Origin of the sequence: Microcystis sp. M109S1, from assembly GCF_020247025.1 — a bacterium.
GTDB lineage: Bacteria > Cyanobacteriota > Cyanobacteriia > Cyanobacteriales > Microcystaceae > Microcystis.
The window spans coordinates 1-6,691 of the sequence record NZ_JADBRW010000331.1 but is presented as its reverse complement, the minus strand read 5'-3'; the positions used below and the strand labels follow the sequence as shown (position 1 = coordinate 6,691).

The following is a 6,691-nucleotide window of genomic DNA, read 5'->3' as shown; positions in this document are numbered from 1 at the left end:
TGTCAGTCTGTAGAGCGACCATAAGACCAGAACAGAGTAAATCTGTTAAGGCAGGTGCGAAACCCCGCAAGGGAAAGAAGCAGAAACCTAAATCGTGAGGTTTGGGAATCACCGTCCGTTTACGGCGGTGAGGATGTCAAATAGAGTCCATTTGGTATCTTTCCCAAAATCCTTACCCAGTATGGATTAGAGCGAATTAGCCAAAATACCTGTAATTCTTACCCGTGAAGCGTCACAAGAGAGATACCAAATAGGTTCTATAAGTCTGTTATATAGCGGTTCTCGCATCTGTGAGTTACACTTGAACCTTTGCTGATTAAGCTTTTTAGGATCGATAATGTACCTCTTGTGAACAGGAAACGCTATATATTACAGGTTACAAGTCTCTGCGCGAGAAAAGTGATATACCACCTCACAAACCCCTCTTCATCCTTCTTCAAGGGTAGGTGTGCGTGTTGACTGACATCTAATAAAAAAGTTAGATCATTGTAGCTCAACCAGTTTCCGCCCCTGCGCCAACCCACCTCGTCAGCGAATTTTTTATACACCTCATAATCGTATTCCCCTGGGACACCACCGCAATCCAGCCAGACTTGTTGCTGCACAGAAAAGCCAAATTTGCCGCCGCTATTATCTACCCAGAGCTTGTCAATGGTGCGTAACTCTTCACAGGGAAAGTTGTTAATGCTTTCTTCATCTAGCCAGCCTTCATCTTCTCTTTTAGCAATTAACAACATTAACCGTGCTGTTTCCTCATCGGCTTCGCGCCATTGGCCATTTTTCAGAAAAGTTTCTAGTTGAGTAAAGAGAGAAGTCTGTCGTTGTTGTTCTAAACCTCGACGTTTTTTAACAGGTAATTCTCGATAACATCGCTCCGCTAATCCCTGAGCTTTAGGATTATCTTGATTATAAAAATAGGCAATAAAATCCGTCGGATTAGTCAATAAAGTAGCATACATAATGCAAGCCTCGTACCAGAGATTTTGCTCCCAATTTTCCCAGAGTAAATTTTCTTGCTTTAACCGTTTAACTTCCAAAGCGATTAAATAGGACTGAAAAAGATTATGGGCAAACTCATAGTATTCATCTTTTTTCAAAATTAACTCACTCACATGAATTAACCGCTCTACAAAATCCTTAGCCGAAGTGCTTTCAGGATAACCCAATTCCTGAATAAAATTTTGTATAGAACTCAGTAATTCTGAATATTCAATGGTGGTTGTATTTCCCATTGTTAGGGCTAACTGTTGCAATACCCGTTGACGATGATTTTCCTCATTATTATCTAAAATCATATCAGTGCCCCTAGCTTGAGGGCGAGTGATCAATTGCAGATCAAAAATTCGGCGAAATAAATCCACTCGTTGCTGAGGTAATTTTTGTCCCGATCCAAAGTTTGCCCGATGTAACTGTACTATCATATTCAGATTTAAGGGATTTCTCGCCAAGGCTAATAGAGTAGAACTTTCCCCGGAATCATCGAGAGCAAATAACTGATTAATTAAATCCTTTGCTTTATTGTCGGCAGCTTCTTGTTTAGCTTTTAAACTTCTGCTAACTCTGGTTTCCTGCTCTTGCCAGAAATACCATTTATACACAAAATACTGAATATTTTTATCGGTAAATTCATTAATAAACACTTTTTGCCGAGGTTTATGCTCAGAGCTAAACGCTTGATAGCCTTTGGGACGAGAGGTTAAAATAAAATAGTTTTTGGGAAAATTATGCCACTGTTTGCCAATCCATTGACTGACTTTATCGGCATATTCGGGTTTAACTTCATCAAAACCATCAAACATCACTAACATTCGCTGATGGGTTAAATGATTTTTTGCCCAGTTCTGAGGTAAATCTAATTCTTGAGAAATATCTTGTTTTAGATGTCGCTCAATTAAGGTTGGTAAATCCAATCCTTCTGTGGTGGTAATCACTTCCTGCCATCTCCGTAAACGTAAAAAGACAGGAATTAAAACAGGTGCATTTTGTTTCGGTTGTTTTAGAGCGTAGTTATAGGCTAAATGACGCAATAAAGTCGTTTTTCCTCGTCCACCAGGAGCCAGAATTAACAACCGTAAATTTGTCCTCTTTTTAGCCCGTCGCAATAAATCCCAAATATCATCCCCCGTACCTTTAGATTCTTCTTCTGAGGGCAGTTCTAATTGACTCAGATCCAAATTAATAAAAATTTCTTCCAGTTCCGGGGTAGAAAAACCGAAGATTACATCTTCAATCCCTTCAATATCATCATAACGACAATCTGAATCCCGTAATTTAATTAAATATTTCCCGTCAGGATTAGCTAATTGCCAACGTATTTTTTCCAGTCCTTTGTCTAGCCAAACAAAAAAGCTTAAAGCCGAACCTTTACCGTGATCTTTACCTTTGGTTCTTGCTACTTCTAAAAACGCTTTACTCCAGGCTGATCCGTAGGTAAAAAAGCCCGTGACGATAAAGGTGACTCCCCCGACAATAATCGCCTTAACCGTGTCATGTTGACTAAGCCAAGTTAAGATGCCTGTAATGCTACCCCCGATAATTGGAAGGGAAGGAGCGGAGGTTCGGAGTTGATGGGCAACAAAAGCAGTGATTTTTCCCGTCCAAACTTGAGCCTGTTCCTTTTCCTGGTCAAAATCTGATTCTTTTTTCTCTTCAGATTCGGATTCTTCCGGCTTTGCGGTTTTATCGTCCATAAATCCCCTTTGATCAACCTCTTCTAATTATACTAGACCCCTTTGGAGTGGTGTTATTGGCTTATACCATTTTTCAAAAACCAATTAATAAATCAATATCGCTTTTTTCGGAAGATATAATAAATTTTTGAGTAGGGGCGAAGCATTCGGACAATAACCCATTCCTGAAACCGGAGATTTTCTATCGGAATGCTTCCCTCGTACTCAGAACCAATATAACACTAATTCATTAATCAGAAAAATTACTCAAAAAACTCTGTGTCCTCTGGGTCTCTGTGGTGAGCAATCAATTACTCAATCGACACTTTAGACATCTTCCACTACTTTTACCATTCCTTCTCGACCAACTTCTCCCAACTTTTCTCCCCAAACCTCCCAGCAATCTTCACAGGATTTTCCTACTCGTTCTTTGACGTTAATTCGGTAGTAAAAATGTGTTTCATTATCTCCCACTAATTCCCCCGGAAATATTTCCCAATTGGGACTAACTAACAGCAGGAGTTCGTTAATTGGATCGTAAATATCTACATCTGGATGCGCTCTTTCGGCAATTCGCCTTAACTTGATATCTGGTAGATACATGAATTTAGGTTCACAGCAAGAATTGACCATCAGCCACAGACAACCTGGCCCCTCCACTCGGTAATTAACCCACGCAATCGCTGCTGCTATTTCTAACATTTCATCCGGCATTTCATCAGGAGTGGGTAAGTGTAAATCCACTCGCATTATCCAATCACAAGATTCCTTTTCAGTCATGATTTTATAACTCCAGATAAAACTTTTTCACTAACTAATGACACGAGCGGGTATTTAACGGGATGGTCTTGGATTTTAGAAGCTCTATATCTGTCAGCACTTGATAAAAATTAACCCATTACTTTAATAATAATAAACGCTGGGGAGATAAAGTAACAGTCCAAGGCAAAGCTTGCTCCTTAATTTCTAACCATTTATCCTTATATAACTCTGCTTGTATCTGAAAATCACGGTCGTGGTTGGAGGGTTGATTAAGTTTCAGATAGAGAGTCACCCGATGGGGTCCTTCAATGGCATTAGCTAACCAACAGGGAAAAGTATTAATATCGCTTAAATCTCGACCAAAAATAATTTGATGGGCGCGAATTCCCGTATGAGCTAAATAGTCGGGAATCCTGGAAATAGTGTGTAATTTAACATCCCAATCAATGGCTTCCAATTGTTGATTATTAATGATTACAGCACGGGAAAAATTCTTACAGCCCGTAATTTTTGCCAAACTAACGCTATCTGGTCGGTCAAAAATTTTCTGTTTAGAATTATTAGCAATTGCCCGCCCTTTTTCCATAACTAATAAATTCTCGCATATTCGATAAGCTTCATCCATATTATGGGTAACAAAAATTGTCACGCCATCGTAATTACTTAAAGTTTTGATCATCTGACGTTCTAATTGAGCGCGTAGATGGGTATCAAGGGCAGAAAAAGGCTCATCTAATAATAAAGCTTCCGGACGACTAGCTAAAGCGCGAGCGATGGCGACCCGTTGCTGTTGTCCCCCCGATAATTGATGGGGATAACGGTTTTCCATGCCGGGTAACTGCACTAATTCTAATTGGTTGGCAATCTGCTGACGGATAATTTTTGTGGGTAACTTTTGCGAGAGACCAAAAGCGATATTTTCTGCCACGGTGAGATGGGGAAAAAGGGCATAATTCTGCACCACAAAACCGATACGACGCTGACGACTGGGCAGATTAATTCTCTTTTCGGAATCGAAGAGAATGCGCCCATTTAAGACAATACGACCCCTTGAGGGCGTTTCCACACCAGTCAGCGATCGCAAAACCAGGCTTTTTCCCGACCCCGAAGCTCCTAATAGTCCTAGGGGCTGATTTTGGCAGTTAAAAGTTACCGATAGGTTAAAACCAGGTAAATATTTCTCTATATCGACAAATAAGCCTATTTTATCTCTATAATGGGGATTTTCAGCTTCTAAAAGGGCAAAATCGCGACCCTCCCAGGGTTGCAGCCAGTCTTCCATCTCGTTAGGTTTGCTTTCTCCCGGTCGTCCTAATTGCTGTTTGCGTTGACTTTGCCAGAGATTAACGGCGATAATTCCCGATAGGGAGATTAATATGATGATAAACACCCATATCCAAGCCTCGGTCATCGCTCCTGCTTCCACAGCGAAGAAAATCGCCATCGGGATAGTTTGAGTTTGCCCCGGAATATTACCCGCTAACATCAAAGTCGCCCCAAATTCCCCCAAAGCGCGGGCAAAAGCTAGGGTTAATCCTGCTAATACTCCGGGGAAGGAGAGGGGCAAAAGTACGCGCCAGAATATTTTCCCTTCCGATGCCCCTAAAGTGCGGGCAACCTGTAAAAGATTGGCATCCACCTGTTCAAAAGCGCCGAGGGTGGTTTTGTACATCAGGGGAAAAGCTACCACCGTCGCGGTGATAACGGCGGCATACCAAGTAAAAACGATGCGAAAATTAAATAAGTCTAATAACTGTCCTAATAGTCCGTTTTTGCCGAATAGGAGCAGTAAAATGAAGCCTAGCACCGTCGGGGGCAAGATTAAGGGCGCGATGAAAACTCCCTCGATTAGGGATTTCCACCGTCCGCGATAGCCCAACATCCAATAAGCGGCGGCAATACCGAGAAAAAAGATGATTATCAGGGCAATGGTGGCGGTTTTCAGGGATATCCATAGGGGGGAAAAGTCTGGCATTTTTCAGGGGTCAGGGGTTGGGTATTGGGGTGGTCACTGCGTGCGCGTTGCGGGGGTGTTGGGGTGTTGGGGTGTTGGGGTTTTCGGGTTTTAGTTGAAATTCCCCACTTCCCCACTTCCCCACTTCCCCACTTCCCCACTTCCCCACTTCCCCTAAATTATCTGGCTATTCCGAAGCCGAATTTTTCAAAAATGTTTTTAGCGGCTGTCCTGGTGAGATATTGGGCGAAAGTCTTGGCAGCTTGCGGGTTTTTACTAGCTTTTATCACAGCTATCGGGTAAATAATCGGAGAATGGAGATTATTGGCAGCCGTAGCCACTACTTTTATCCGGTCGGAAATTTTGGCATCGGTGATGTAAACAATGCCAGCATCGGCGTTACCAGTCTCTACGGCGGCGAGAACATTACGGACAGAGTTAGCAAAGACCAGTTTTGGTCTTATTTGCTCTAAAATGCCGAGATTTTTCAGAACTTCTTCGCTGTACTGACCGACGGGAACGCTGCGCGGTTCACCCACGGCAATTCTTTTGACATTACTGTTAGTCAGGGAACGAAAATCGCTAATTTTTAGGGTGTAATTCTTGGGAACGATTAAAACTAGGCGATTAGTGAGCAGTTTTCTTCTGGTACTTGTATCGATCAAACCAGCTTTTGCTAAAGCGTCCATTTGCTTAGTCGCGGCCGAGAGGAAAACATCGGCCGGCGCACCTTGTGTAATTTGCTGTTGCAAAGCCCCCGACGCACCAAAGTTATAGTTAACTTTAATGTTGCCATGGGCTTTTTCAAACCCCGGCTTGATTTCTTCTAGGGCATCTTTGAGACTAGCGGCGGCAGAAACTAGAATTGTCTGGGTTTGCGCGGTGGTGATAGTAGATGAAAAAAGGTTTATGCCTAGAGATAATAAGCAACTAAGGGCAATTGAGCCGATAAAAGCCCGAAAATATCGTCTTTTCATCAAGATTGATAGCAAGCGATCGATATTTAGGGTCTGCTGAAAAAGTTTTTCGGGGGGGGTTGGGGGTGGGGGGGTGGGGGGTGGGGGTGTGGGGTGTGGGGTGTGGGGTTTTACCCATTTTCAGGTGGTCAATTACATAATTTTCAGGGAAAAAGTCACTGAATTTTAACCCCAATCACTCCAAGGGGCGGCACTTTTTGAGGGAAAAAAAGTCTAAAAACCTTGTTGGATAAGGTTTTTAGATTTATTCAGCAAACCCTAATTATTGGTCACTGTTTACTGTTTACTGTTTACTGTTTACTGTTTACTGATAACTGATAACTGATCAC

At 42.2% G+C, this 6,691-nt stretch carries 4 protein-coding genes; all 4 read right to left on the bottom strand.

Annotated features, from left to right (window positions below):
• Window positions 1-362: 362 nt before the first annotated feature.
• The 4 genes from IM322_RS16785 to modA all read right to left on the bottom strand — a co-directional run bounded on the left by IM322_RS16785 (window position 363) and on the right by modA (window position 6,362).
• Window positions 363-2,690 (bottom strand): GUN4 domain-containing protein, encoded by a 2,328-nt coding sequence (locus IM322_RS16785; RefSeq protein ID WP_287674358.1) that lies wholly within the window; start codon window positions 2,688-2,690, stop codon window positions 363-365.
• A gap of 306 nt (window positions 2,691-2,996) precedes the next feature.
• Entirely contained in the window at window positions 2,997-3,449 is a 453-nt protein-coding gene (locus IM322_RS16780) for a hypothetical protein (RefSeq protein ID WP_287674356.1), read from the bottom strand.
• A gap of 118 nt (window positions 3,450-3,567) precedes the next feature.
• Window positions 3,568-5,406, bottom strand: coding sequence for a molybdate ABC transporter permease subunit (gene modB, locus IM322_RS16775; RefSeq protein WP_287674355.1), 1,839 nt, complete (start codon window positions 5,404-5,406; stop codon window positions 3,568-3,570).
• Between the two features lie 158 nt (window positions 5,407-5,564).
• Complete coding sequence (modA, locus tag IM322_RS16770; protein WP_287674353.1) at window positions 5,565-6,362, bottom strand: molybdate ABC transporter substrate-binding protein; 798 nt, start codon at window positions 6,360-6,362, stop codon at window positions 5,565-5,567.
• Between the last annotated feature and the right edge of the window lie 329 nt (window positions 6,363-6,691).